This window comes from Bradyrhizobium sp. BRP22 (assembly GCF_020194175.1).
Taxonomy (GTDB): domain Bacteria; phylum Pseudomonadota; class Alphaproteobacteria; order Rhizobiales; family Xanthobacteraceae; genus Bradyrhizobium.
In genome coordinates this window covers 1-255 of the sequence record NZ_JADYVX010000166.1, presented here as the reverse complement: position 1 = coordinate 255, position 255 = coordinate 1, and the positions used below count along the sequence as shown (strand labels likewise).

At 63.9% G+C, this 255-nt stretch carries 1 protein-coding gene; it reads right to left on the bottom strand.

Going from position 1 to position 255, the window contains the following annotated elements; genetic code table 11:
* Window positions 1-245 (bottom strand): ribonucleotide reductase N-terminal alpha domain-containing protein (locus tag I6F35_RS39825; RefSeq protein WP_346283257.1); only part of this gene is annotated, 245 nt, incomplete at its 3' end.
* Between the last annotated feature and the right edge of the window lie 10 nt (window positions 246-255).

Below are 255 nucleotides of genomic sequence, written 5' to 3'. Positions count from 1 at the left end.
GAGCGAACATTGCCCCAGTAGGTGCCGATGCCGCCGCCGTTGGCAGCAAGCCAGACGTTCTCGTTCCAGGTGCCGACGATGCCTTCGAGCGAGTCCGACACCGAGTTAAGGAAGCACGAGATCGGCAAGCCGCGCGTGGTGCCGCCGTTGGAGAGCACCGGTGTGGCCGGCATGAACCACAGCCGAGACATCGCATCATACAGACGTTGGGCATGCGCAACATCGTCCGCGAAGGCGCAAGACACCCGGGCGAAC